This is a genomic window from Pedobacter ginsenosidimutans (genome assembly GCF_001442625.1).
Lineage (GTDB): Bacteria > Bacteroidota > Bacteroidia > Sphingobacteriales > Sphingobacteriaceae > Pedobacter > Pedobacter ginsenosidimutans.
This window is the reverse complement of sequence record NZ_LMZQ01000006.1, coordinates 73775-98340: the sequence shown is the minus strand read 5'-3', so window position 1 is coordinate 98340 and position 24566 is coordinate 73775. Positions and strand designations below refer to the sequence as shown.

Annotated in this window: 25 protein-coding genes and 1 tRNA gene; 24 read left to right on the top strand and 2 right to left on the bottom strand. The window is 38.0% G+C overall.

Annotated features, from left to right (window positions below; translation table 11 throughout):
• Positions 1-2 precede the first annotated feature (2 nt).
• The 22 genes from ASU31_RS10805 (at position 3) to ASU31_RS10700 (ending at position 20894) form a co-directional block, all read left to right on the top strand.
• Positions 3-488 carry a nucleoside 2-deoxyribosyltransferase domain-containing protein gene (locus ASU31_RS10805; protein ID WP_057932340.1) on the top strand — a complete coding sequence of 162 codons (486 nt, stop codon included), beginning with the start codon at positions 3-5 and terminating at the stop codon, positions 486-488.
• 11 nt (positions 489-499) lie between these two features.
• The gene (locus ASU31_RS27935) at positions 500-1978 is read left to right on the top strand and encodes a riboflavin biosynthesis intermediates N-glycosidase (protein WP_083505335.1); all 1479 of its coding nucleotides are present in this window, start codon (positions 500-502) and stop codon (positions 1976-1978) included.
• Positions 1979-2014: 36 nt separating this feature from the next.
• On the top strand, positions 2015-2524 hold the full coding sequence (locus ASU31_RS10795; RefSeq protein ID WP_057932339.1) for an O-acetyl-ADP-ribose deacetylase: 510 nt from the start codon (positions 2015-2017) through the stop codon (positions 2522-2524).
• 13 nt (positions 2525-2537) lie between these two features.
• Positions 2538-3080, top strand: coding sequence for an RNA 2'-phosphotransferase (locus ASU31_RS10790; RefSeq protein WP_057932338.1), 543 nt, complete (start codon positions 2538-2540; stop codon positions 3078-3080).
• A gap of 1 nt (position 3081) precedes the next feature.
• A complete protein-coding gene (locus tag ASU31_RS10785) occupies positions 3082-3810 on the top strand; it encodes a metallophosphoesterase family protein (protein WP_057932337.1) in 729 nt (242 codons plus the stop codon).
• Positions 3811-3813: 3 nt separating this feature from the next.
• Positions 3814-4284 carry a macro domain-containing protein gene (locus ASU31_RS10780; protein WP_057932336.1) on the top strand — a complete coding sequence of 157 codons (471 nt, stop codon included), beginning with the start codon at positions 3814-3816 and terminating at the stop codon, positions 4282-4284.
• Positions 4285-4296: 12 nt separating this feature from the next.
• Positions 4297-5754: a nicotinate phosphoribosyltransferase gene (locus ASU31_RS10775; protein WP_057932335.1), complete on the top strand. Its 1458-nt coding sequence runs from the start codon at positions 4297-4299 to the stop codon at positions 5752-5754.
• Between the two features lie 59 nt (positions 5755-5813).
• Entirely contained in the window at positions 5814-6218 is a 405-nt protein-coding gene (locus ASU31_RS10770) for a hypothetical protein (RefSeq protein ID WP_057932334.1), read from the top strand.
• 60 nt (positions 6219-6278) lie between these two features.
• On the top strand, positions 6279-8318 hold the full coding sequence (locus tag ASU31_RS10765; RefSeq protein WP_057932333.1) for a BatA domain-containing protein: 2040 nt from the start codon (positions 6279-6281) through the stop codon (positions 8316-8318).
• Positions 8315-9571 (top strand): dihydroorotase, encoded by a 1257-nt coding sequence (locus ASU31_RS10760; protein ID WP_057932332.1) that lies wholly within the window; start codon positions 8315-8317, stop codon positions 9569-9571. The genes ASU31_RS10765 and ASU31_RS10760 overlap by 4 nt, the downstream gene beginning before the upstream one ends.
• 178 nt (positions 9572-9749) lie before the next feature.
• Positions 9750-10418: a hypothetical protein gene (locus tag ASU31_RS10755; RefSeq protein ID WP_057932331.1), complete on the top strand. Its 669-nt coding sequence runs from the start codon at positions 9750-9752 to the stop codon at positions 10416-10418.
• 16 nt (positions 10419-10434) lie between these two features.
• Complete coding sequence (locus tag ASU31_RS10750) at positions 10435-11004, top strand: DUF4199 domain-containing protein (RefSeq protein WP_057932330.1); 570 nt, start codon at positions 10435-10437, stop codon at positions 11002-11004.
• Between the two features lie 170 nt (positions 11005-11174).
• Positions 11175-12125 carry a glycosyltransferase family 2 protein gene (locus ASU31_RS10745; RefSeq protein WP_057932329.1) on the top strand — a complete coding sequence of 317 codons (951 nt, stop codon included), beginning with the start codon at positions 11175-11177 and terminating at the stop codon, positions 12123-12125.
• A gap of 70 nt (positions 12126-12195) precedes the next feature.
• Complete coding sequence (locus ASU31_RS10740; protein WP_057932328.1) at positions 12196-13164, top strand: glycosyltransferase family 2 protein; 969 nt, start codon at positions 12196-12198, stop codon at positions 13162-13164.
• On the top strand, positions 13161-13949 hold the full coding sequence (locus ASU31_RS10735; RefSeq protein ID WP_057932327.1) for a hypothetical protein: 789 nt from the start codon (positions 13161-13163) through the stop codon (positions 13947-13949). The genes ASU31_RS10740 and ASU31_RS10735 overlap by 4 nt, the downstream gene beginning before the upstream one ends.
• Positions 13950-13991: 42 nt before the next feature.
• A complete protein-coding gene (locus ASU31_RS10730) occupies positions 13992-15539 on the top strand; it encodes a GH3 auxin-responsive promoter family protein (protein WP_057932326.1) in 1548 nt (515 codons plus the stop codon).
• Between the two features lie 235 nt (positions 15540-15774).
• Positions 15775-16935: a 1-deoxy-D-xylulose-5-phosphate reductoisomerase gene (locus tag ASU31_RS10725; protein ID WP_083505334.1), complete on the top strand. Its 1161-nt coding sequence runs from the start codon at positions 15775-15777 to the stop codon at positions 16933-16935.
• A gap of 29 nt (positions 16936-16964) precedes the next feature.
• Positions 16965-18353 carry a site-2 protease family protein gene (locus ASU31_RS10720; RefSeq protein WP_057932324.1) on the top strand — a complete coding sequence of 463 codons (1389 nt, stop codon included), beginning with the start codon at positions 16965-16967 and terminating at the stop codon, positions 18351-18353.
• Between the two features lie 82 nt (positions 18354-18435).
• Positions 18436-18972: a Fe-S protein assembly co-chaperone HscB gene (gene hscB / locus ASU31_RS10715; protein WP_057932323.1), complete on the top strand. Its 537-nt coding sequence runs from the start codon at positions 18436-18438 to the stop codon at positions 18970-18972.
• A 227-nt stretch (positions 18973-19199) separates the two neighbouring features.
• On the top strand, positions 19200-19496 hold the full coding sequence (locus ASU31_RS10710; RefSeq protein ID WP_057932322.1) for a DUF3817 domain-containing protein: 297 nt from the start codon (positions 19200-19202) through the stop codon (positions 19494-19496).
• 49 nt (positions 19497-19545) lie between these two features.
• On the top strand, positions 19546-20745 hold the full coding sequence (locus tag ASU31_RS10705) for an aminotransferase class V-fold PLP-dependent enzyme (protein WP_057932321.1): 1200 nt from the start codon (positions 19546-19548) through the stop codon (positions 20743-20745).
• Positions 20746-20814: 69 nt separating this feature from the next.
• A tRNA-Leu gene (locus tag ASU31_RS10700) sits at positions 20815-20894 on the top strand.
• Here the strand turns inward: ASU31_RS10700 and ASU31_RS28105 are convergent.
• On the bottom strand, positions 20848-22515 hold the full coding sequence (locus ASU31_RS28105; protein ID WP_083505346.1) for a recombinase family protein: 1668 nt from the start codon (positions 22513-22515) through the stop codon (positions 20848-20850). The genes ASU31_RS10700 and ASU31_RS28105 overlap by 47 nt on opposite strands.
• Positions 22512-22691, bottom strand: a complete 180-nt coding sequence (locus ASU31_RS10695; RefSeq protein ID WP_057932320.1) for a hypothetical protein — start codon at positions 22689-22691, stop codon at positions 22512-22514. The genes ASU31_RS28105 and ASU31_RS10695 overlap by 4 nt, the downstream gene beginning before the upstream one ends.
• A 284-nt stretch (positions 22692-22975) precedes the next feature.
• On the opposite strand from ASU31_RS10695, the gene ASU31_RS10690 reads away from it, so the two are divergent.
• Positions 22976-23545: a DUF305 domain-containing protein gene (locus tag ASU31_RS10690; protein WP_057932319.1), complete on the top strand. Its 570-nt coding sequence runs from the start codon at positions 22976-22978 to the stop codon at positions 23543-23545.
• A 6-nt stretch (positions 23546-23551) separates the two neighbouring features.
• Complete coding sequence (locus ASU31_RS10685; RefSeq protein ID WP_057932318.1) at positions 23552-24196, top strand: hypothetical protein; 645 nt, start codon at positions 23552-23554, stop codon at positions 24194-24196.
• The last annotated feature ends 370 nt before the right edge of the window (positions 24197-24566 follow it).

The window sequence follows — 24566 nt, the reverse complement described above, 5'->3', positions numbered from 1 at the left end:
AAATGAAAACGATACTTCCTCCACAGGTTATTACACCATCCGATGTTTCGGTATTTCTTGCTGGAACCATTGATATGGGCAATTCGATTGATTGGCAACAAAAATTTATCGATAAGGCAAATACTGAAGAAGCCTTGGGTAATGTAATCGTTTTCAATCCACGAAGGGCATCTTGGGACCATAGCTGGGCGCAGACAATCGAAAATGCACAATTCAGCGAGCAAGTGAACTGGGAGTTAGATGCCATGGAAAGTGCTGATGTGATTTTATTGTTCATTGAGGGTAATTCTAAATCACCCATTTCAATGATGGAATTGGGTTTATTTGCCGATTCTGGTAAATTAATGGTTTGTTGTGAAGAGGGATTTTGGAGAAAAGGGAATATCGATATAATTTGTCAAAGGAAAGGAATCGACCAGTACAAAACATTTGATGAACTTGTTACTGCAGTAATGACTAAGCTTAAAAAGTTGGCAAATATTAAATAAACTCAAAAAATATGAGAACCACAGTTATCCATAGCTCAATATTCGGCCTGGTGGTTGGTGATGCATTGGGAGTGCCCGTAGAATTTAAGAAAAGGGATTTTTTTAAAAGATTTCCAGTAAAGGATATGCAGGCCTATGGTGTTCATGATCAGCCCATGGGTACTTGGAGTGATGATAGCTCGCTAAGCCTTTGTTTGGCTGAAAGTCTTTGCAACGGTTACGATTTAAATGATATCTCGCAGAAATTCCTTCAATGGTTTAATGCCGAGATTTGGACCCCTCATGGAAAAGTTTTCGACATCGGTATAGCAACGGCTGAAGCCATCAAAATGATAAAACATGGTGCTGATCCGGTTTTATGTGGTGGAGCATCAGAAATGGATAATGGAAATGGATCTTTGATGAGAATTCTACCTCTATTATTTTATCTTCAAGATAAAAACGACTTGCAGCATATTTTTCAGCTGGTAAAAGAAGTTTCATCCATTACCCATGCGCACTTTCGGTCGGTTTTTGCTTGCTTTATCTATGTCGTTTATGGTTTGGAGCTTTTAAAGGAAAAGGATAAAAGTGAAGCGTATTTTAAAATGCAGTTTAAACTCAAAAATTTTATCGCTGATAATGATTTTGAGCAAAAGGAAATTGATCTGTTTAAAAGGGTTTTGATAAATGATGTCTCAACAGTTCCAGAAAAAGAGATTTATTCTTCTGGTTATGTGTTGCACAGTCTCGAAGCTAGCTTATGGTGTATCCTCAATACCGGAACTTATCAGGATGCCGTTCTAAAAGCAGTTAATCTTGGCGACGATACTGATACAACTGGGGCAATTACGGGCGGTTTGGCAGGTTTGATTTATGGTTTTGAATCTATTCCTGAAAAATGGCTTAATACAATTATTAAAAAAAATGAAATCGAAGAACTCTGTGAAAAAATGAATATGGTGGTTATGAAAAAGCAGAAATACAATGTTGTAGATATAAAAGAAAGTACTGAATTTCTATTTTTTTGGGGACATCAAGGTCCGAAAAATGGAACGCTTTCTAAAGCTTGTTTAAGCCAATGGTGGCCATCTCCATTTGTTGAAAATGACATCATCTATCAAACAGCTGAACATTACATGATGGCAAAAAAGGCTTTATTATTTAATGATCAACAGGTTTTTGAAAAAATATTAACGAAAAAATCTCCCAAAGATGTAAAAGATCTGGGGCGACAGATCAGAAACTTTGATGCTGCAAAGTGGGATGCCCATAAATATAAAATTGTAAAACAAGGAAATCTACTTAAGTTTTCTCAAAATGAAGATTTGAAGTTTTTCCTTTTGCAAACTAGAGATAAAGTCCTGGCCGAGGCCAGTCCGGTTGATGCAATTTGGGGGATCGGTTTGGCTGAAGATAGTTCGAATGCTTTCATTCCAGGAAATTGGAAAGGTTTAAACCTATTAGGGTTTGCATTGATGGAAGTTAGAGATGAGATACCCAATCTTTGATGTTAAGACCAATCATTAAGTAACGAATCAGATAAAATGATTTTAGAACTAATCAAAGCCGATATAACAGAAATTAGGGCTGATGCAATCGTTAATGCGGCAAACAGTTCATTGCTTGGTGGTGGAGGGGTAGATGGTGCCATTCATAGAAAAGGTGGTAAAGCCATTTTAGAAGCTTGCGTAGCCATCAGAGATAAACAAGGGAATTGCAAAACCGGAAATGCGGTAATTACCACGGCAGGCAATTTGCCGGCAAAATATGTCATCCATACCGTTGGACCTGTGTGGAACGGCGATAGTGAAGAAAAAAATGCTTTGCTTGCAGATTGTTACCGTAACAGTTTAGTCTTAGCAGTTAAAAATGATGTTAAGATTATAGCATTCCCCAACATCAGCACAGGGATTTATCATTTCCCTAAAGATAAAGCAGCAGATATTGCCATTGCCACGGTAAATAATTTTGCTGAAAAAGAAAAGATAGAAAAGCTAATCTTCGTGTGTTTCGACGATGAGAATTATCAACTCTACCTAGAGAAATTAAAGTAATAACATTTAAGTGATGGAGAATAAAATAACAAAAGGCATAAGTAAACTACTTAGTTATATTTTGAGACATTCACCAGAAACCATAGGTTTAGAACTTGACGAAAACGGTTGGGCAGATGTAAATGAGTTAATTGCCAAATTTGACCTTTACGACAGAAGAATAGATTTTGAACAGCTTGACTATATTGTTGAAAATAACGACAAAAAGAGATTTGCCTTCAATGATAATAAAACTAAAATAAGGGCAAGCCAAGGACATTCCATTGCTGTTGAATTAAACTTAAATCAAGCCGAACCATTAGTATACCTGTATCATGGTACAGTTGAAAAGTTCCTGTCGGATATTAAATCGCAGGGGCTGCAGAAAATGAGCAGACGGCATGTGCATTTAAGTGCCGATAAGGAAACCGCCAATAAAGTAGGTGGCAGGAGGGGGAAAGCGGTTATACTTACCATTAATAGCGGCGAGATGCACAGGGCAGGCTATAAATTTTATTTATCAGCTAACAATGTGTGGCTTACAGATGTTGTGCCCGCTGAATATATAACGTTTTAACATGGGCAGAACATTAGTAATAGGTGATATACACGGAGGATTAAAAGGTTTAGTTCAGTTATTCGAGCGTGCAGAAGTAACAAAAGATGACAAACTGATTTTCCTCGGCGATTATGTGGATGGATGGAGTGAATCGGCACAGGTGATCAATTACCTGATGCAACTGGAAGAAAATCAGCAGTGCATTTTTATCAAAGGAAATCACGATGCCTGGTGTATCGATTGGTTAGACAAAGGTATTATAGATGATGTTTGGTTTGTTCATGGAGGGAAATCAACCATTGAAAGTTATAAAAACATGCCTGATCCAGTGAAGCAGAAACATCTAAATTTCTTTGAACGTTTGAAAGATTACTATGTTGATGAGCATAACAACCTCTTTATTCACGCTGGTTTTTCTTCTATGCACGGTCCTGAAAAAGAACGTTATTCTTCCAATTATTCGTGGGATAGAACGCTTTGGGAAATGGCCCTGACTATGGATCAAAGGATCAAAAAAGATTCGGTACTTTATCCTAAACGTTTATTGCTCTATCATGAAATCTACATCGGCCATACCCCAACGCTCTATTATAATATGTACGTGCCCATGCAGGGTTGTAATGTTTGGAATATTGATACCGGAGCTGCATTTACCGGAAAATTAACCTGTTTGGATATCGAAACAAAAGATTTTTGGCAAAGTGATACTTTACAAAGCCTGTATCCAAACGAAAAAGGAAGAAATTAAAACATGAAAGAGATTGAATATAAAAAAGGTGATGCAACCAATCCCTCCGGTGAGGGAAATAAGATAATTGTTCACATATGTAATGACATAGGTGGATGGGGAAAGGGATTTGTATTGGCTATTTCGAAAAAATGGAAAGCTCCCGAAAGCAAATATAGAACCTGGTATCAATCGAAAGATAATTTCAATCTTGGTGAGGTTCAGTTCGTACGAGTTGAACAAGATTTATGGATAGCTAATTTAATTGGCCAACATAAAATAATTAAAGATGAAAATGGTAATGCTCCAATAAGGTATGATGCCGTTGAAGGTGGCTTAAAAAAGGTTGCAGATTTTGCAAGAGATATTAATGCTTCCGTGCACATGCCAAGAATAGGATGTGGATTAGCAGGAGGGAAATGGGAAATAATTGAGTCAATTATTATAGAAACGATTTCAAAGAAAGATATTAATACAATAGTTTACGATTTTTAAAAGATAGACACTATGAATCCATTATTATTAACAGACGGTTATAAAGTTGACCACCGTAGACAGTACCCAGAAAATACCACATTGGTTTATTCTAACTGGACGCCAAGAAAAAGCAGGCTCGAAAATGTAGATCATGTGGTGCTTTTTGGCTTGCAGTATTTTATTAAAAAATACATCATTGAAGATTTTAACCAGAATTTCTTTAAACAGCCAAAAGAAGAAATTTTAAAGAAATATGCACGCAGGATCAATAATTACCTGGGAGAAAATTTGGTAGGTATACAACATATAGCTGACTTACACGATCTGGGTTATATTCCAATGGTTTTTAAATCATTACCAGAAGGTGCTGAAGTGCCTTTGCGTGTACCCATGTTTACCATGTATAATACAAAGTCTGAATTTTTCTGGCTGACCAATTATTTCGAAACCTTACTATCAGCGGTGGTGTGGTTGCCATGCAATTCTGCTACCATAGCTAAACAATATCGCGCCATTTTGGATCAGTATGCCGCAGAAACCTCTTCAGTTCCAGAATTTGTAGATTGGCAGGGGCACGATTTCTCTATGCGGGGCATGGGTGGAATAGAGGCTGCGGTAACTTCGGCAGCCGGGCATTTATTGAGTTTTACAGGAACAGATACCATTCCAGCTATTGATTTTTTAGAAGAGTATTACAATGCAGATTCAGATAAGGAGTTAATCGGTGGGTCAGTAGCTGCTACAGAACACTCTGTAATGTGTATGGGGACCAATACCGGAGAACTTGAAACCTTTAAACGTTTGATTTTAGAAGTTTACCCGAAAGGAATTGTATCTATCGTTTCTGATACCTGGGATTTATGGAAAGTATTAACGGAATATCTACCTGTTTTAAAAGACGATATTATTGCGCGTCCGGGTAAAGTAGTAATTAGGCCAGATTCGGGAGATCCGGTTGATATTATCTGCGGAAATCCAAATGGTGAAAACGAAAATGAGAAAAAAGGTGTGATCGAGCTGCTTTGGGACGTTTTCGGTGGAAAAACCAACGACAAGGGATTTAAAGAACTCGTTCCGCAAATCGGTGCCATTTATGGCGATAGCATTACTACAGAAAGAGCTACGCAGATCTGCGAGCGATTAAAAGCTAAAGGTTTTGCCTCTACCAATGTTGTTTTTGGCATCGGTTCATTTACCTATCAATATAATACACGCGATACTTTTGGTTTTGCGATGAAAGCCACTTATGGAGAAGTAGACGGCATCGGTCGCGAGATATTTAAAGATCCGATTACCGATGATGGTACCAAGAAATCAGCAAAAGGTTTATTGAAGATTTTTAAAAATGAAGAAGGAGAATACGAACTGAAAGATCAATGCAGCTGGGAAGAAGAAGCACAGGGCGAATTGAAAGAAGTTTTCAGAGATGGAAAGTTATTGATCGATTATTCTCTCGCCGAAATTAGAGAAAGGCTAAAGAATAGTTAACTTCGCCAAGTTTTTAATCGACTGCTTTTTGCTGGTCGATTAATTTTTTGAAAGATACAATGCAGAACAACCCCACATTTAACCATCAGGCTGATATCGTAAATAGTGCCATTAGATTTATAAACGCATGGTTTAAACAGTCGAAGGCCGTTACCGACGAACTGAATGATTTTTTTATTCTCCCAGGTAATAAAGTTATTGGTAAGGATGTTATTATTGGTCGGTTGAAAGGTATTTTCGGCCGTTCTGATGAATACGTTGGTGGCAGATACGATATTATTGATGTTAATTTCGAACTTTTGAATGATGATAAAGGTATGGGCTTTGTTGAAGGCGTTGCGGGCTATAGAGATGTTGTTCAAAAACAATCGAAAATTGTAAGCGGCCCCTTTAAACTGTATTTCGCATTGTACAACGGTGGCTGGAAAATTGTAAATATCGAATTTCCGGGCTTTAGTTATTAAAACGACTTTATTACAATAGTAATTCGCCACTTTCCATAATTTTTCTATCTTTGGTTTTTAATGAATTTCCTTTATCCGGGCTTTCTTTTTGCACTAATATCGGTTGCCATCCCGATTATCATTCATTTATTCAATTTCAGGAAATTTAAAAAGGTTTATTTCTCTAATGTTCAGCTTTTAAAAGAAGTAGAACAACAGAATTCTTCCAAAGAAAAACTTAAAAACCTGCTCATACTGTTGTCGCGGATTTTGGCGATTATCTTTTTGGTGCTGGCATTTGCTCAGCCTTACATTCCAGCGCACAATCAAAAAACAACTGCTGTTAGTAATGTAGTAAGCATTTATATCGATAATTCTTACAGTATGGAAGCCATTAATAAAGATGGCAACCTGCTCGATGAAGCCAAGCGGAGGGCAAAAGAACTGGTTAAAGGTTTTGGAATGAACGATCGTTTTCAACTCCTGACCAATAATTTTGAAGGAAAATACCAACGATTGTTAAACGAGGAAGCGTTTTTAAAAGCATTGGATGATGTTAAAATCTCTGCAGCAAACCGTAATCTCCAACAGATACTAAACCGACAGGGCAATGTTTTAACGGGTTCTGCAAATAAGTATAGCTTTCTGATCTCCGATTTTCAGAAAAATATCTCCACCACCAATAAACTTGATACAAAAGCGGATATTCAGTATTCATTTTTGAAACTGAACGCCAATACCCTACCCAATGTGGCTGTAGATAGCGTTTGGGCACTTTCGCCAAATCATCAGCCGGGAGCAAATGAGCGTTTGGTTGTACAATTGAAAAATTACTCCGAAGAAGAAGCAAAAAATATCCCTTTAAAGCTCAGCATCAATAACCAACAAAAAGGATTGGGTGCTGTAACCATCCCCGCAGGTAAAACGGTTAAAGATACCCTGAATTTCTCTGGGTTGAACGCAGGATGGCAAAAAGGTCTAATCAGCATTAAAGATTTTCCAGTGACCTTTGATGATACATTGTCATTCAGTTTTAAGGTAGACGAAAGTTTTCCAGTTCTGAGTATTAACGGAGCCAATGCAGGCAGTTATATTAAGGCACTATTTGCTGCCGATCGATATTATAAACTCACTGAGAATGCCGAAAGCAATGTGAATTATAGCAATTTTGCCAGTTATGGTCTGATTGTGCTGAATGGATTAAAGAATCCGTCGTCAGGTTTGGCTCAACAGTTAAAAACCTATCTGAATGCAGGTGGTACGGTGGTGCTTTTTCCTGATTTAGATGCCAATATTCAAACTTATAACTCATTTTTAAGTGGATTGTCGCTTCCTGCCATTCAAGGTTTAAGTACCACACCAAGCAAAGTTGATCAGATTGATCTGCAAAACCCCATTTTCAAGACTGTGTTTGAGGAAATTCCCAAAAATCTTGATCTTCCAGCAGTTTCCCGTTATTATTCTTTTGTAGAGAAAAATAGCTCCAATAAAGAAGATATCATGTTATTGCCTGGCAGAAAACCGTTTTTCTCTAAGTATGGCGTAGGTAACGGGCTGGTGTATTTATCAGCATCTGGATTAAATACAAGTGACGGTAATTTATCACGCCACCCGGTTTTTGTACCACTAATTTATCGTTTGGCATTGAGTGGAGGGAATGAAACACCATTATACTACAACCTCGGTAATGATAATGTACTGGCGGGTAAAAAGATTACATTGGGTAAAAACCAAAGCTTAAAAATTACTGCGGATGGTTTCGAAGCGATTCCTGAAATCCGTCAGACAGATGGGAAAACACTAATTTACATTGCCGATCAGATAAAAAATGCAGGCTTTTATAACCTGAAACTTGCAGATTCGTTACTAGCTGTTTATAGTTTCAACAATGGCAGAACAGAATCTGATATGCATTATTTGGATAAAACAGAACTCGATCAGTTGGCTGACAAAGGCAATCTGAAAATATTCGATACCGATAAAGATGCCGTTAAATTAATTGCTGGCGCCAATAAAATCGGGCAGACTTTATGGAAACTTTGTCTAATTTTGTCGCTGATTTTTATTGCAGCAGAAATTTTGCTCATCCGATTTTTTAACAACACAAAAAAAACAATATGAATCTCCTGGTTAAAAATGTAACCGTTGCCGATCCGCAAAGTAAATTCAATAATCAACAATGCGATGTTCGGGTAGAAAATGGCAAAATTAAAAACATAGGTAAATTAACTGCCGATAAAAACGAAACCGTTTTTGATGCTCAGGGTGCTTTCTTAACGCCAGGTTTTTTCGATCTAAACTGCGTAGCTGGCGATCCGGGTTTCGAAACCAAGGAAGATATTCAAACATTAACCGCAACCGCAAAAGCTGGCGGTTTTACAGGCTTGGCTTTATTGCCGCAAACCAGTCCGGTTGTGCAGTCAAAATCTCAGGTAGAATACATTATCAATAAGGCCAAAAATAATCTGGTTAATGTTTTACCAGTGGGAGCGATAAGCCAGAATCGTGAGGCAAAAGAGCTTGCCGAACTTTTCGATATGCAACAGGCGGGTGCAGTAGCTTTTTCTGATGGGGATAGGGCCTTGCAGGATGATGGTTTTATGAGCCGTGCATTACAGTATGCCAAAGGTTTCGATGCACTTTTGATGGTTTATCCCGAAAATAAATCCATAGCTGGCAAATCGCAGATCAATGAGAGCAAAAACTCTGTGCTTTTGGGCATGAAAGGTTTACCAGCATTGGCCGAAGAAATGCATATTGCCCGCGATATTTTCCTGGCATCTTATAATGAAACCAAAATTCACATCAGCAATATTTCAACTGCAGGTGCTGTGGCGCTGATCCGTAAGGCCAAGAAAGATGGCGTTCAGGTTTCTTGCGATGTAACGGCACATCACCTGGTATTTACAGAAGAACTTTTAAGCGATTTTGATAGCAACTATAAGGTTAAGCCACCACTGCGCGGAAAAGCGGATGTAAAGGCACTAATTGCTGGTTTAAAAGACGGAACCATTGATGCCATTACTTCTCAGCACCGTCCGGAAGAAATCGAATTTAAAAATGTTGAGTTCGAAATTGCACACTACGGCATCATCGCTTTACAAACCGTACTGCCGTTGTTATTAAAGGCTGGATTGGATATCGCTTTAATTGCAGAGAAATTGGCCGTTAATCCACGTAAATTATTAAATTTAGCTATTCCGGTAATAGAAGAAGGTACTGAAGCTAACTTTACTGTTTTTAACACGACAGAAAAATGGCTGTATAATGCCACAAGCAATTATTCAAAATCAGCAAATAGCCCATTATTGGGTGCCGAACTTACCGGGAAGGTAACTTTGGTTTATAATAATAGTCAGTACTGGGAGAATTAAGGTTGAAGGTTAGAAGGTTGAGGGCATAAGGTTCTTAACCATATCTCAAAAGATATTAGTTCAAAAAAAATATTGATAAATTAACAGGTTATAAGAACTTAAAGACTAAAGCAAGAAATTACATTTTGTTGTTCAGGTCATACAATCTTATTATCCTAAAATCCTAAAAATCTTAATCATGGATAACAGAGTAAAAAAAGCACTAAGTGCAGCCATTAACAAGTATGCTGAGGTTTCGGCTATCAATGTAGACGGTTTTGAAACAGAGTTATTAGCTGCTTTTGAGCTTGACGTTAACTTTTTAGATAAAGCTACTGCTTTCGATGCCGTTTTCGATTCTCACCCGAAATTTGAAGAATTACGCGAAGTATTTTTCGATTTATTAATGGTGAATTTCTTTAGCAGTGACGTACAGAAATTGGAAGACGATTATTTGGAAAGTGAGGAGTGGGCGAATATCGAAGAAGAAACCATAGACAGAGGAACCGAATTATTAAACCTTCTGCTTTACATTAAAGAGTGTAAGGATGAAGATTTAGATCCTGAATTGGGCGATTTCTTAAAAGAATTTTTGTTAGTAGAAGATGATGAGTTTCAGGATGAATTCGAAATTTATGAAGAACTGATCAGCAACCAGCAGTTGGCAGAAAGCAGTGTAGAAGAGATTTGTAAAACCGCTGCAAATTTAAATATCAGTGAAGAAATGCAAGAATTATTTGTACCTTTTATGGCCTTTTTCCTTGATGTAGAGGGAAGTGCAGAAACAACTAAAGAAATAATTCAGTATAGTAGTAACAAATCATTCGATTCTGCTACTTATATATTAATTACAACAATTAATAATTAAACTAAAATTTAAAATTATGGACAAAAGTGCTCTTATTTCCAAATTAGCTCTTAAAAATGGATTAATGCTCGCTGCGGTTTCGATAATTCTATCGTTAACCTTGCATTTTATAGATCCAGTATTAATTTACACCAGTTTTGCTGCTCAGATAGGTATCTTTGTCTTATTCATCGCGCTATTGGTAGTGGTGGGAATAAACATCCGCAAAGAAATTGGCGGGTTTTGGACATTTGGAGAAGCCTTTAAAGCTTTTTTAATTGTTTCCCTTATTTTGGCCTTAACAGCAACGCTTTATAATGTAGTGCTGATGAAATTTATTGATCCAGATCTTCCACAAAAAGCTGCGGCGGCAATTGAAGATGCACAGCGGGCGATGATGGAAAAATTCGGAATGGCTAGTGAGCAGATTGATGAAGCAATGGCTAAAGCAGGTAATATGCAAGAGAAGCTTGAGCCTACTTTTAAAAACATCTTTACAAGCTTTGGCGTTTCACTTGCATTGTATGGCGTTCTTTCGTTAATCCTTTCAGCTATCTTAAAGAAAAAACAACCAGTTGTACTAGACTCGTTCCCGAAAGAATCTTAATTTCTTTTATAAAATTTTGAACGTGCAGGTTTTATCATTTAATTTGATGAAATTTGCACGTTTTTAATAATGCGTCATTGCGAACGAAGCGTGGGAAATGCGTAGAGGTGTGGCAATCTTATAATAGATTGCTTCGTCGTTCCTTCTCGCAATGACGATAATACTCAAAAATGGATATATCAGTTGTAGTACCCTTATTTAATGAAGATGAATCTTTGCCAGAGTTAACGGCTTGGATTGACAAAGTGATGATCGACAATAATTTCAGCTATGAAATTATTTTGGTTGATGATGGTAGTACCGATAGATCGTGGGAGGTGATTGAAGAATTAAGACTTCAAAATCTTGCTATAAAAGGTATTAAGTTTAGAAGGAACTATGGTAAATCTGCTGCCTTAAATGTTGGTTTCGAAGCTACTCAGGGCGATGTGGTCATTACAATGGATGCCGATCTGCAGGATAGTCCGGATGAAATCCCTGAATTATACCGCCGTATTAAAGAAGAAAAACTCGATATTATTTCAGGCTGGAAGAAGAAACGTTACGATCCGATTACTAAAACTATCCCAACTAAATTGTTCAACGCGGCTACCCGCAAAATGAGCGGCATAGAACTGAACGATTTTAACTGTGGCTTAAAAGCTTACCGTAGCGATGTGATCAAAACCATCGAAGTTTACGGTGAAATGCACCGCTACATACCAGTAATTGCCAAATGGGCAGGATTTAATAAAATAGCCGAGCAAGTGGTAGAACACCGTGCCCGTAAATATGGAACAACAAAATTTGGTTTCAGCAGGTTTATAAACGGCTTTTTAGATTTACTTTCCATTTTCTTTGTGGGTAAATTCGGCAAACGGCCAATGCACTTTTTTGGTTCGTTAGGGGTTTTAAGCTTCTTTTTAGGAATCGTAATGTCGCTTTATGTACTCATAGAAAAACAAGTTTTAATATGGAAAGGTTTAGCTTACCGTGACGTAACCGATCAACCATTGTTTTATTTATCGCTGGTTGCCATTGTTGTTGGTTCGCAGATGTTCCTGGCAGGTTTCATTGCCGAACTCTTATCGCGTAACGCACCAGAAAGAAACCAATATTTGATAGAAAAGGAATTAAGGTAGAAGGTTAGAAGGCGGAAGGTTATCCGCCTAAGCCCTCAACCTCTAAACCCTCAACCCTCAACCTCAAAAAATGTTTTTCTCCATCATCATTCCACTTTATAATCGTCCTCAAGAAATTGACGAACTATTAAATACCCTAACCAAACAAACCTATTTACAGTTTGAGGTTTTGGTTATTGAAGATGGTTCGAAAAACGATGCAAAAGCAATTGTTGCTTCTTATGCAGATAGACTGGATATTAAATATTACTTCAAAGAAAACGCTGGGCAGGGTTTTGCCCGTAATTTTGGTTTCGAAAGGGCTACAGGCGATTACTTTGTTATTTTCGATTCAGATTGTTTAATTCCTGCAAATTACCTCGAAACAGTTAAAAACTATTTGTACGAACATCATTTAGATGCTTATGGTGGTCCTGATGCGGCGCATGATAGTTTTACACCTGTGCAAAAAGCAATTAGTTATGCCATGACATCGCCTTTCACTACTGGCGGAATCCGTGGAAACAAGCAACATGTTGGGCAGTTTCACCCACGCAGTTTTAACATGGGTGTTTCCCGTCAGGCCTGGGAGAAAGTTGGAGGTTTTATCTTAACCAGATTGGGAGAAGATATCGAATATAGTATCCGGATTCATGAAAACGGTTTCAAAATCGGATTGATTCCAGATGCAAAGGTTTACCATAAACGGCGGACAAGCTTTAGCCAGTTTTACAAACAATTACACTTTTTCGGGAGAGCAAGAATCAATATTTACAAACATTTTCCAAAAGAATTAAAACTTGTACATTTTTTTCCAGCGCTGTTTACATTGGGTTTTGGGTTCACTATTTTATGTAACTTTATATATCCTCCATTGGCATATGTTTGTAACTTCTTCTTATTGATTTACTTTATGTTGATATTTTTTCATTCATGGTCTGTAAATAAATCGTTAAAAGTTGCATTTTTGAGCATTATATCCTCATTTATCCAATTAACAGCTTATGGCTTAGGATTTATACAGGATTTATTTAAACGTGTGGTATTCAAACAACAATGATAAATTATCTAAAAGAAAGTACGTTCGCCGTTAATGATGTAATCCAAAAGGCGTGGAGCATTACCAAGAAACACTATTTCTCGATTGCTACATTATGTTTTTTGATGTTTATCACAGCAAGTGCATCGAGCTTAATGGCCTTCTTTATTAAGGATGTAAGTAAGGCCTTGAGTGTAATCATGGTGATTATTTTCGTTTTGCTCTATTTTACCATCAATCTTTCGCTGTTTAAATACATTTTCCATTTAATGGACGATGAAGAGAACGATGTGAAAATTGTAGATACGCTTCCCACCAGGCAACAGATTATCAGGTTCCTGGTAGCTACCCTTTATTTTGTGGGCTGTATCCTTGGTGTTTATCTGGTTGTAATTTTGATTGCCTTTCCTTTTATTTATACAGGGATTAATGTCTCAATTGTAAAAAATGTAGCAATATCCGTAGGCATCATTGCTATTTTCATTACCTGGTTAAGGATTTCATTCTTCCCGTTTTTTATTATCGATAAAGGTGCAACGCCTTTCGATTCGATTAAATTGAGTTTGGCTACCACTAAAGGAAATTTCACTAAGATTTTATTGCTATTGGTGGTTTTAGGTGGAGGTTATTTAATTTATCTCTTACTAAACTACCTGCAATGGCCGTTGGTGGCTTTCATTGTAAATATTTTAAGTTCATTTATCATCGTTCCACTTTCTAGTGTAGCCTTAACGGTTGCATACCGTAAAATTTCGAGTGAGTATAAAGGCGACGAACACCCGGATATTTTACATAATATCGTTTAACCCCCAGCCCCTAAAGGGGAGTTAAAAATCAGATTTAAATTTATGGAAAAAGAAAAGAACGGCAGAAAGGAAAAGTCCCCTTCAGGGGGTTGGGGGCTTAAAGCAGCATTAAGTAAACCCTTTGCAGCATTTGCAGTTTGGCAGATCAACAAATGGAAAAATAATGCCGTAAATGCTCAGCATAATATCCTGAAAAAGCTGATTGACGAGGCTAAAAATACTGCATTTGGAAAAGATCATCATTTTGCTGAGATTAAAACCTATGCTGATTTTAAAAAACATGTTCCCGTTCAGGATTACGAAGGGTTAAAGCCCTATGTAGATCGTGTAGTAGCGGGCGAAGCCGATGTACTCTGGAAAGGTAAACCACTCTATTTCGCCAAAACATCAGGCACCACTTCGGGGGTAAAATATATTCCACTATCGAAAGAATCGATGCCTGAGCATATAAAAGCCGCCCGTAATGCCATTTTAACTTATATTAATGAAACGGGAAAGGCCGATTTTGTAAACGGAAAGATGATCTTTTTGCAAGGGAGTCCGGTTTTAAGTGTAAAACACGGAATCAATGTTGGGCGTTTATCAGGCATTGTGGCCCACCATGTGCCAGCCTATCTGCAAAAGAACCGATTGCCTTCTTACGAAACCAATATTATCGAAGACTGGGAACAAAAAGTTGATGCCATTGTTGAGGAGACCATCAATGAAAACATGACTTTGATTTCGGGTATTCCACCTTGGGTACAAATGTATTTCGATAAACTCTCAGAGCAATCGGGAGGAAAGAAAATAGCTGAAATATTCAGGAATTTTAGCCTGTTTATTTATGGTGGTGTAAATTTTGAGCCTTATCGGGCAAAAATTGAACAAAGCATCGGGAAGAAAATTGATGCTATAGAAACTTATCCGGCTTCGGAGGGGTTTATTGCTTATCAGGATTCGCAAAAGGATAAAGGACTATTGTTGCTGGCCGATGCGGGGATTTTTTACGAATTTGTTCCTGCCGATGAATATTACAACGATAACCCAACACGGCTATCGCTTGGTGAAGTTGAGCTAGATACCAACTATGCGTTAATTTTAAATACCAATGCAGGTTTATGGGGTTACAGCATTGGTGATACCGTGAAGTTTGTTTCTAAAAATCCTTATAAAATCGTTGTAACCGGAAGGATTAAACATTTTATATCTGCCTTTGGCGAACATGTAATAGGAGAAGAGGTAGAACAGGCAATTTTAAGCGTGGCCAATGAGGAACAGGTAGAAATTACAGAATTTACAGTTGCGCCTCAGGTTAACCCTGAAACTGGTCAATTACCTTACCACGAGTGGTTTGTAGAATTTTCATCTGCACCAAAAGATATGGCTACTTTTAGCAAAAAGGTTGATGAGGCTTTGCAAAAGAAAAATATTTATTACTTTGACCTGATTGAAGGAAACATCCTTCAGCCATTGATTATACGTACTTTGCAAAAAGATGCTTTTGTAAACTACATGAAAAGTGAAGGAAAGTTAGGTGGACAGAATAAAGTACCGCGTTTAAGCAATGATAGAAAGTTAGCGGATGGGTTGGAGAGGTATATTGTTTAACTAATCTTCCTCGGTTCGTGTCCTCACGAAACGAAATGAGGAAAAGTAGTTCGTAGAGACACGAACCACAGCATTGAGAGATAGACAATCTTTAAACAAATTAGATTGCTTCAGCCCGCGCAAGTCCAGCTTCGCAATGACGAAGTATAGTGGGGAAGATTAGAGGTAAGTGGATAACAAAATAATTAGATAAAATGCTTAATTTAACCGTAAGCGTTACGATATTAAAAACGATTTGAAAAGAATAACCATATTAGGTTCTACAGGAAGTATCGGTACACAAGCACTAGAAGTGGTAAGGGATCATCCCGATACATTTAAAGTAGCTGTATTATCTGCACTAAAGAATTCGGCATTACTTATTCAACAGGCGATGGAATTTAAGCCAGCCATTGTTGTAATCTGTGATGAAAGCAAGTACGGCGAAGTTAAAACCGCTTTGTCTGCGCTAAATATTAAAGTTTTGGCAGGCGAAGCCGCGTTGTCGGAAGTTGCGGCCTACGACGATAGTGATGTGGTATTAACGGCATTAATGGGCTCGGTAGGATTAAAACCTACAATTGCTGCGATTAAGGCTGGGAAAAATATTGCTTTGGCCAACAAAGAAACGCTGGTGGTAGCCGGCGAACTGATTACACAACTGGCAACAGGACACCATGTTAAAATTTTACCGGTTGATTCAGAGCATTCAGCAATATTTCAATGTTTGGTAGGCGAGGAGCAGAATGAAATCGAAAAGATTTATTTAACAGCTTCCGGTGGCCCATTCTTAGGCAAAACAAGAGGTTTCTTATCCACAGTAAAAAAGGAGCAGGCTTTAAAACATCCCAACTGGGTGATGGGCGCAAAAATCACGATCGATTCTGCATCTTTAATGAATAAAGGTTTGGAGGTAATTGAGGCAAAGTGGCTGTTTAATCTTGATGTAGATCAGATTGATGTAATTGTTCACCCTCAATCTATCATCCATTCAATTGTTCAGTTTACCGATGGATCTATGAAGGCACAAATGGGTGTTCCGGATATGAAACTACCTATTCAGTACGCTTTAAATTATCCCGATAGGCTAAAAAACAATTTTAAACGTTTTAACTTCCTAGATTATCCAAACTTTAGCTTTCAAAAAGCCGACATGGAAACATTCAGGAATTTAGACCTGGCATTCACTACTTTACGAAAAGGCGGGAATATGCCTTGTATTTTGAATGCCGCGAATGAAATTGTTGTAGCTGCATTTTTGAAGGATAAAATCGGTTTTCTGCAGATGAGCGAGGTTATTGAACAGTGTATGGAAGAAATCAGTTTTGTTGAAAAACCACAATTGAGTGATTATTTAGAAACTGACAAACATAGCCGTATCTTAGCCGACGAATTAGTAACAAAAAGTATAGTTTAACATCTAACATAAAAATTTTATAAGAAAATATGAATGGATTGATTATGGCGGGGCAGCTGCTGCTCGGATTGTCTTTATTGGTAATATTACACGAATTAGGGCATTTCCTGGCAGCCAGGGCATTTGGTATTAAAGTAGAAAAGTTTTATTTATTTTTTGATGCCTGGGGTTTCAAGCTTTTTAGTTTCAAAAGAGGTGATGTTGAATATGGAGTGGGATGGTTGCCACTTGGCGGTTATGTAAAAATTGCCGGAATGATTGATGAGAGTATGGATACCGAGCAAATGGCTCAACCTGCACAACCATGGGAATTCCGCTCTAAGCCAGCCTGGCAACGTTTAATCGTGATGCTTGGTGGTATTATCGTAAACGTAATTGTTGGTATTTTTATCTTTTGGATGTTGACCTTCAATGTGGGGCAAAATTATACCGTTAACAGCAAACTGAACGATGGTATTTCTGTAGGCGCAATTGGGAAAGAAATCGGTTTAAAAAACGGAGATAAGATTTTGGCCATCAACGGCAACAAGTTAATCCGTTTTGAAGATGCTATATCGAGCAAAGTATTGTTTGATGGAGCCCAGTTGACCATTTTAAGGGAGAATAAAACACTTTACATTTCTGTTCCGGATATCATTTTAAATAAAATATCGAAAAACGATAAAGAGAATTTTATCTCGCCCAGATATAAGATGGAAAGTGTAGAAAAGGTAAGTACACCTGATGAAAAAGCAGATAAACCATCTTTTTTTGATAAACTGTTTGGCAGAAAGTTCGAGAAACCAGTATATCCAGCTTATGCTGCAGGGATTAAACCGGGTGATAGTATTTTATCGGTTAATGGAAAACAGATTACTTTCTTCGATCAGTTTAAAGAAGAGGTTTCTAAAAACAAATTAAAACCAATTACCATTAATGCCCTACGCAAAGGCAAAGAAGTAAATTTCGATCTTAAAGTAAGCAAAGATGGAACGATTGGAATTATCCCTAATTTAAAAATGCCTGAAACTGCACATGTAGATTTTGGCTTTATAGAATCGTTACCAGTAGGTGCAACCATGGCATGGAACACTTTTGTAGATAACGCAAAAGGTATTGGGAAAATGATTACCGGAAAGTTAAGTGCACGCAACATCAGCAGCCCAATTGGGATTGCCAAGGTGTATGGTAGTACTTTCGACTGGGTTAAATTCTGGACTTTAACAGGATTAATTTCGATGGCACTGGCATTTATGAATTTATTGCCTATTCCCGGCTTAGATGGAGGTCATGTAGTGTTTCTTTTAATTGAGATGGTACAACGTAAGCCTGTAAGCGAAAAAGTGCTGGAGAAGGCGCAAATTGTAGGCTTTGTAATCTTGATCTGTTTAATGGTGTTTGCTTTTGGTAATGATATTCTAAAATCCTTCGGTAAGTAAAAGCAAATTTATATAATTGCCGCAGATGCGCAGATTTGACGAGTCAATCTGAACATCTGCGGTTTTTTAATTTTTATACATCATGAGCGAAGTGAAACCAGCGACAAATTATTTCGATTTTTACGAGTTACCAATCCAGTTTAACCCAGATCAAAATGCAGTTAAAACAAAATTTTATGCATTTAGCAAGCAGTTTCATCCCGATTTTTATGCCAATGAAAGCGAAGAGAAGCAACAAGAAGTACTCGATCTGTCAACTTTGAACAACAAGGCTTACCAAACACTAAGCAACGCTAAAAAACGCTTAAAATATGTGCTCGAATTAAAAGGAATTGTAGAAACGGACGAAGGTTATCAACTGCCACAATCTTTTTTAATGGAAATGATGGATGTAAATGAGGCTTTAATGGATCTGGAATTTGAACCGGATGCCGAAAAGCTAGCGCAGGTAAAACGAGATGTTGATGCTATAGAAAAAGACCTGGCTAACGAATTGAATGATTTGATAGGTCGTTTTGATGGTAACCCAACAGCATCCGATGCACTGCTGCGTTCGATTAAGGATAATTTTTACAGACAGAAATACGTTGATCGGATCAGGGAACGCTTGCCGAAATAGATGAAAGAAGTTTGAAGTCGGGAGTAGGAGGTCCGAAGATAGTAGCGTAAAAACAAGCGCCCAACGCTGTGTACTTTGTGCCTTTTCTTTGTGTCCTCTGTGGTTAAAAGATGGGAAGCCCTAAACCTTCCACTTTCGACCTTTGTAAGACACCCGATTGTAAAATCATTTTTTAGTTTTTGATAGGCAAAAGCTTTGTTTTACTTTCGGAGCAAACAATCAGATCAATGAATAGTTCTCTTTCAATTTTTCGTAAAGTGGCCGTAGCGGAAGGCATATCCTATCTGCTTTTACTATTTGTAGCCATGCCGTTAAAGTATTTTGCAGATCTTCCTTTGTATGTAAAATATATCGGATGGGCCCACGGATTATTATTTGTGTTATATGCAGCCACCTTAGTTTTAGCTTGGCAAGAACAAAAATGGAAGTTTGGTAAGGCCGTTCTCATCTTTTTGGCATCACTTTTACCTTTTATGCCCTTTGTAGTAGATCGCAGATTGAAAGATGAAAGAGCGATAAACTAATTGCCCATTATACAAATTACTTACCTTAGTGTTTATATGCACTTAACAAATGATCGCCAGAGGTAGGTTAGATATTCGTTTTACCGAACTTTTTAAGGGTGCATTATACTGTATTGGTAGTGCTTGCGGTTTTAAAAAAGAACAGCCCCAGTTTCCCGAAGGGCAGTTGCCCTGTCTTTCTGTTCGTACAGGTTTCTATCTTATATTAGAAGCACTAAATCTTGAACCTGGTGACGAAATACTGGTTGCAGATATTAACATCCCGGATATGTTTGCAATCATCGCTGCCTATCATTTAAAAGTTGTACCCTTGACTGTAGATAAAAATACACTAGGAATATCCGCCGGACAGATAGAAGCAGCTGTTACACCCAAAACAAAGCTACTGCTCATTACCCATTTATTTGGTGCCATAATGGATGCAGAATCACTGCGTAACATAGCCAAATTGCACAATCTGATCGTAATAGAAGATTGTGCACAAGCTTATGACGGAATTTACAAGGGTGATTTAAAATCGGACGTGGTATTGTTCAGTTTTGGACTAATTAAGACGAATACAGCTTTAACCGGAGCGATACTTTGTATTCGGAACAAGCAACTACTTGCTGCGGTAAAAATATTGAACAATAGGCTGCCGGTGCAAAAAGGAGACCGATACTTCAAAAAAGTAATTAATGCTACCCTTATTAATATGCTTACCGCAAGATGGCCATTTACCATAGCTTATTGGCTTTGCAATCTATTTGGTAAAGACTTTGATGCGCTTATTACTGGTTTTTCAAGAGGTTTTCCTGGTGCGGAGGTAATGAAGAAAATCAAATACAGACCATGTTATGCCAATTTGTGTATGCTACAGCATAAATTGAGGTATTTTGATCAATCTCGTATTTATAAAAGAAAGGAACTAGCAACCCGATTATTACAGGATTTAGACCCGCAAAACATTATTGGTAATGCAAACTTAAGGCATACACACTGGGTAATCCCAATAATAGCGACTAATCCATCACTGTTAATCGATAAATTAAGAGACAAAGGATTCGATGCCACTTCAAAAGCATCCAGTTTAATTAAGATTGGTTTTGCCAGCTTGTCGTCAAAAACCTCAAATGAGCTAACACTTCAAAATTTAGTTTATCTGCCAATGAATATGAAAATGAGTAAAAAAGAAGTTAAACAGTTGAATCAGTTATTATTAGATAATCTGTTAAACGGTGGAGGTTTTAGTAAATCAGATCAGGCATAAAAAGAAGTAAATAAAATTTGCGAATTAAGTGCTTAATTTATACATTTGCATCCCGCTGAATAAGCAAATGCCCAGCTGGCGGAATTGGTAGACGCGCTGGTCTCAAACACCTGTGGGAAACCGTGCCGGTTCGACTCCGGCGCTGGGTACCGAGCCGGAAAGATAGTTTTTCGAAACATTCTTTCCGGTTTTTTTATGCTCTAAATCCCTGTTTATCAGGTAAATTAGACGCGCTGCGGGATTCGTAATTCTGGTTCGACCTTCTAAATCTAAAATTTGCCATTTTTCCGGAAAGATCGAACCAATTATGTACCGCTTCTGCTCTATATCGCCTAAAGTGTACAATTCGGTTATTCGTTCCAGCCTGATCAACGCATCATCTACAGCTTTGGATAAATCAAGCTTTACAGCAACGGAATGTTTAAATTCCTTTAGTTCCGCTTCCAGCTTTAAAATCCTTTCATCACATTCACCTTTCATGATCTTATATTCCAGCTGATCGATGTCTTCGGCTAAAAACATACCCCGAACTTTGGTAAGCATATTGTTCTGGATTGCTATCTCTGAAATCAACCGCTTGCGCTCTACATCAAAGCCTCGTTTATCATCCTCGCCCAGATCAGCAATGATCTTCCGGTAAAGCTCAGCCCTGCCAGGTAGCGGCTGGAATTTTTCCAATTCCTGAAAAAACTCCCTGTTGATGAAGTCACAGTTATACCTGGCCTTACACGGGTATTTGCAGTGATAATAGAAGTAGATTCCCTTTCGGCCTTTCGATGCGCTTGAAGTAAGCAATTTACCACACATGGAACAGGTTACAAAGCCCCTTAGGGGATAAGTCTCAGGTGGTATTGCCCTTGCTCTTTTCGGCCTTCTTTTGCCATTGAGCACATCCTGTACGTCCCAAAAGGTCTTTTCAGAAATGATCGGCTGGTGTTTGCCCTGTACAATCTGCATATCATTATTTTCATCCGGTGGAACAACCACAAGGCCGCAGTAAATCGGATTGCGCAGATTAACAAAGAAAGCCTGGGACTGTGATCTAAGACCACGCTCTTTTCCAAGCCGCCAGATCTGGTGCATGTTAAAAGTACCTGTGGCAAGCGTTTCAAATGCCCATCGCATGTGTGTGGCCTCAGGCTCTAAAGGCTCGATATACTTGATTTTATCCTCAATCCTGTTGATATAACCTGCCGGTGCCCGGCCCATCCACCTGCCTTCCATTTTGCCCCGTCTCATGCCTACTACGACATTCAAACCGCGTCTGAGGTTATCGGCTTCAGCTTGTGCGATATACACCGCCAGCATAATCCTGCTTTCGGGGATTTTTAGATCAAGGGATTGATCAATGGCATTGGGGATAATGTTTAGTGTACCCAGAATATCGATCATCTCATAAGCATTGGAAGCATTCCTACTGAAACGATCCCACTTGGTAAACAGCAGCAGATCGCAGATCCGTCCTTTGGTCTTTCTAAGCTCAGATAGCATCTTCGACCATTCTGGCCTTTTCTTAAAGGTCTTAGCCGAATAATCCTCATAAATGACCCTGCCGACTTTAATATTGTTTCTTTCGCAGTATTCAGTTAGCCGCTGATCCTGATCCCGTTGAGAAAATCCACGGTCGGCCTGTTCGTCTGTACTTACCCTAACGTATAGGAAAGCGACTTTTCTGGTGTCGATCTTGTCATCCGCAATGTTTCTTTTGAGCTCAAGTTTATGGGTTCTCCGGTCTCTGAACCGAAGCAGCCCAACGTTCTGTTTTTTCATAATTCTTTCATACGTTCATCTTTAAGTACTTGATTTAAAGATAATATAGCGAAATTATACATGAAATCCAACATGATTCGAGCTTCTGCAAGGCTCATTTTTTCACCATACCTTTTGAGTATCCTTACCGCTTTTTCTGGAGTTACATTTCTTCTTTCGGGATTGATTTTGATCATAATTGAATACAATAATCAGCTATGGTCACCGGGCATTTTGGGGAGTATGTTGGGAAGCCTGTAAAAATAAACCGATTCATTAGCGAGTGGAATACCTGTACGATCGTTTTAATCAAAGCTTACAGAAAAGAACCTGACATTTGATATTGTATTTTGGAAGCCTATCAGGTCAGGATACGGATTTTTTTGCCGAATAACCCGGACTGAAAGCAACGGCAAATCTATCCCATAACATTTCTCCAAAACTGAAAATTATGATATCTTTAATTAAAATAGTTACAACAATGGATTTTATTAAAAAGAGAGCTGAAAATTTTGCCAAACAGTATATTGATAACCAGGTGGACGAACATGAAACAGTGGTTGATGAAGCTCAGATGGAGTTAAGCAAGATTAGAAATCCCTTAGATAAAATAACTTTTCTGCGTGTAATATTGGAACTGAATGAAAGGCAGTATCAGAACCATTTGCTGGTTTGCAGGAATAAAAACAATTGTCCCGAAAACGACAGCCATGAAGCCATTCATTATTATCTTACAGGTGAACTAGAAGACTTAGGTATCCATTTAAATGAAGATCAGTTCACAAAAGAGGAACAGCTTACGGCTGAAAGTAAACTCGACCAAGTTTTAAAGGAATTGGAAACAGTAAAGTTTGGGCATCAGGTTATATATGATGACTTGATGAAAGAAATACAGGAACTCAAGGACTTTTACATACTTGGGAAAAAGAAATGGTATCAGCTATTTTTAGGCAAAACCACCGAAATGGTCTTGGGCGGCGTAATTAGTGAAACGGTGTCCAAAGAACTCGTATCGGTAATGGGTAATGTTTTTCAAAAAGCCATTTCTTAACAAATTATGAAGTACGATTTACCACTATCCAATACACTTTATCTTAAAAATCTCAAATCTTACTTAAAACTGGCAGATGATAACCTTGCCACTTTTAAACAGCAAAACAAAGAATTTACACAAAGGCTGGTCAGAGAGGAAGCCCAAACTGACTGGCTTGACGAGGGAAGTCATTTAAACAATATAGAGTGGCTCTTCTTAAATTCAATTTACGTAACACTATACGCATCTTTCGAGCATTTTCTGTTCAAAGTAGCCAGCACTCTAGAACATCAGACTGGCATAAACATAAAACTAATCGATATTGCGGGGGAAGGTATATTGGCGAAATATACCCGTTATCTTTATCTGGTCGGTGGCATTGCTTCAGCTTCCAGAGAGCTGGCTATTTGGGGGCGGATGAAGCACTACCAGAACGTTAGGAACCTGCTTGCCCACAATGGAGGCATGATGCAGGACAAAAGCACAAAACAGATAGAACAGCATAAGGATTTTCAGTTCCTAAAAAGTGAAGATGTGATTATGGCCGGAGGCTTTGGTCATATTAGAATAAGGAATACAAAAATTCTGCAATCCTTTGCTAGTGATACGGCATTGTTAACGAATCAGATTTTAAAGGAATTTAATTTTAAATATAGCTCCAAGGAATAATATTTTCATCAACCTAAAACTAATATTCTTGGCGGGTGGACTTTAAACACATATAGTTCGTAGTTCTTCAATCTAATATTCTAAATTTCGGAAGAAAACACCGTTTGGAACTTGCGATCAAAATCTAACCCGATCCCACCTGTTTTAAAATGGTCTTCTTTGTAATAAATTTTCTCACAAGGCATATTGTTCATCACCATCGAATATGCAGAATAGATGCGTGGAGTCGAACGGTTTAGAAAAGCGTCAAAAGTGATCCGAAATTGATTCAATGTTTGTCAGAAACTTTATGCCCGTTAGGGCGGCGCGAAAATTTTGCACCCTATTATCTAAAATAAGTTTACAAATAGGGGGAACTTTTTGTTCCCCT

Coding starts and splice junctions, on each gene's coding strand:
- ASU31_RS10805 (WP_057932340.1), top strand. CDS start 3: ATGAAAACGATACTTCCTCCACAGGTTATTACACCATCCGATGTTTCG.
- ASU31_RS27935 (WP_083505335.1), top strand. CDS start 500: ATGAGAACCACAGTTATCCATAGCTCAATATTCGGCCTGGTGGTTGGT.
- ASU31_RS10795 (WP_057932339.1), top strand. CDS start 2,015: ATGATTTTAGAACTAATCAAAGCCGATATAACAGAAATTAGGGCTGAT.
- ASU31_RS10790 (WP_057932338.1), top strand. CDS start 2,538: ATGGAGAATAAAATAACAAAAGGCATAAGTAAACTACTTAGTTATATT.
- ASU31_RS10785 (WP_057932337.1), top strand. CDS start 3,082: ATGGGCAGAACATTAGTAATAGGTGATATACACGGAGGATTAAAAGGT.
- ASU31_RS10780 (WP_057932336.1), top strand. CDS start 3,814: ATGAAAGAGATTGAATATAAAAAAGGTGATGCAACCAATCCCTCCGGT.
- ASU31_RS10775 (WP_057932335.1), top strand. CDS start 4,297: ATGAATCCATTATTATTAACAGACGGTTATAAAGTTGACCACCGTAGA.
- ASU31_RS10770 (WP_057932334.1), top strand. CDS start 5,814: ATGCAGAACAACCCCACATTTAACCATCAGGCTGATATCGTAAATAGT.
- ASU31_RS10765 (WP_057932333.1), top strand. CDS start 6,279: ATGAATTTCCTTTATCCGGGCTTTCTTTTTGCACTAATATCGGTTGCC.
- ASU31_RS10760 (WP_057932332.1), top strand. CDS start 8,315: ATGAATCTCCTGGTTAAAAATGTAACCGTTGCCGATCCGCAAAGTAAA.
- ASU31_RS10755 (WP_057932331.1), top strand. CDS start 9,750: ATGGATAACAGAGTAAAAAAAGCACTAAGTGCAGCCATTAACAAGTAT.
- ASU31_RS10750 (WP_057932330.1), top strand. CDS start 10,435: ATGGACAAAAGTGCTCTTATTTCCAAATTAGCTCTTAAAAATGGATTA.
- ASU31_RS10745 (WP_057932329.1), top strand. CDS start 11,175: ATGGATATATCAGTTGTAGTACCCTTATTTAATGAAGATGAATCTTTG.
- ASU31_RS10740 (WP_057932328.1), top strand. CDS start 12,196: ATGTTTTTCTCCATCATCATTCCACTTTATAATCGTCCTCAAGAAATT.
- ASU31_RS10735 (WP_057932327.1), top strand. CDS start 13,161: ATGATAAATTATCTAAAAGAAAGTACGTTCGCCGTTAATGATGTAATC.
- ASU31_RS10730 (WP_057932326.1), top strand. CDS start 13,992: ATGGAAAAAGAAAAGAACGGCAGAAAGGAAAAGTCCCCTTCAGGGGGT.
- ASU31_RS10720 (WP_057932324.1), top strand. CDS start 16,965: ATGAATGGATTGATTATGGCGGGGCAGCTGCTGCTCGGATTGTCTTTA.
- hscB (WP_057932323.1), top strand. CDS start 18,436: ATGAGCGAAGTGAAACCAGCGACAAATTATTTCGATTTTTACGAGTTA.
- ASU31_RS10710 (WP_057932322.1), top strand. CDS start 19,200: ATGAATAGTTCTCTTTCAATTTTTCGTAAAGTGGCCGTAGCGGAAGGC.
- ASU31_RS10705 (WP_057932321.1), top strand. CDS start 19,546: ATGATCGCCAGAGGTAGGTTAGATATTCGTTTTACCGAACTTTTTAAG.
- ASU31_RS28105 (WP_083505346.1), bottom strand. CDS start 22,515: ATGAAAAAACAGAACGTTGGGCTGCTTCGGTTCAGAGACCGGAGAACC.
- ASU31_RS10695 (WP_057932320.1), bottom strand. CDS start 22,691: ATGATCAAAATCAATCCCGAAAGAAGAAATGTAACTCCAGAAAAAGCG.
- ASU31_RS10690 (WP_057932319.1), top strand. CDS start 22,976: ATGGATTTTATTAAAAAGAGAGCTGAAAATTTTGCCAAACAGTATATT.
- ASU31_RS10685 (WP_057932318.1), top strand. CDS start 23,552: ATGAAGTACGATTTACCACTATCCAATACACTTTATCTTAAAAATCTC.